This is a genomic window from Bartonella sp. AA9NXGY (assembly GCF_042196845.1).
In the GTDB taxonomy this organism is placed as follows: Bacteria; Pseudomonadota; Alphaproteobacteria; order Rhizobiales; family Rhizobiaceae; genus Bartonella.
In genome coordinates, this window is sequence record NZ_JBHIRB010000089.1 from 1 (window position 1) to 967 (window position 967).

The following is a 967-nucleotide window of genomic DNA, read 5'->3' on the forward strand; positions in this document are numbered from 1 at the left end:
GTGAGGGAATTGAGTTAACACATCCAGTGATACTTAACAGAGCTATACAACTCAATAGTTTTAAGATTTTCTTCATTATTCCCCTCTTTCAATGGATTTATTTACAATAAAAAAGCTCATAAGCCTGTTGATATTTCCTGTCACCGCTGCTTAAAACAACGGTGAACAATATTGAGATGATTGGTTGAGAAAACAATCCCGCCGTTCCAAGCAAAGGCAAGGATGGCAGATTGTTGATCATCACAAGAAAGACTTAAGGATAGCATTCATATTGTTCTGGATGCTTTTTACAAAAAGGGCTGTTTAAGCGCTTCTTGACACTGCGCTGTGGAACAACAGCACCTGGACGACAAATCGGGAGATTTTCGGCTTTATGGTTTACACACCATCCCCCCCCCTTTCATCTTTATAGCGGAAACCTGATTGAACCATACAAGCATGAATCGTTGCTATTGCATTGTTGCTTAAATTTCTGTTTTCTGGAAATACATCATAAGGAGCTGGCATACCACATTCTAATAAGGCTTTTCCTATTTCAGTAAAATCAGTAACACCATTTTTCTCCCACGCGCTCAAATACCCCCCAGGAGTTTTATTAAACTGACATCCTGCAATACCTAACAAAGTTACAGCACTTAATAATTTTAGAGTTTGTTTCATTTTTTACTCCATGATTTACTTAAAGGAAATTGTTCACGATGAGATGAGCCATAATTATAGCGACATTTTGGACTCGCATCTCCAAGACAAGTATGGGGACTTATGGGATTCATGACCACTCTCCACCATTCTGTCAAAACGTTACTACCAGCAGGTATTGTCTCATAAGTATAGCCATTGCCGCCAATAATTCTGCTTACAAAGTCATATCTATGCCCATCAAAGCCAACAGTGGTTTGTTTGCCATCACTCACATAACCTAACAGACCGGATGCAACTAAAACATTAAAGGCTGGTCCATAGAAAT

At 39.0% G+C, this 967-nt stretch carries 2 pseudogenes; both read right to left on the minus strand.

Going from position 1 to position 967, the window contains the following annotated elements:
* Nucleotides 1-253: 253 nt before the first annotated feature.
* Nucleotides 254-660, minus strand: a pseudogene (locus ACFIM6_RS09950) (hypothetical protein).
* Nucleotides 657-967, minus strand: a pseudogene (locus tag ACFIM6_RS09955) (filamentous hemagglutinin); the annotation flags it as partial. The pseudogenes ACFIM6_RS09950 and ACFIM6_RS09955, both read right to left, overlap by 4 nt.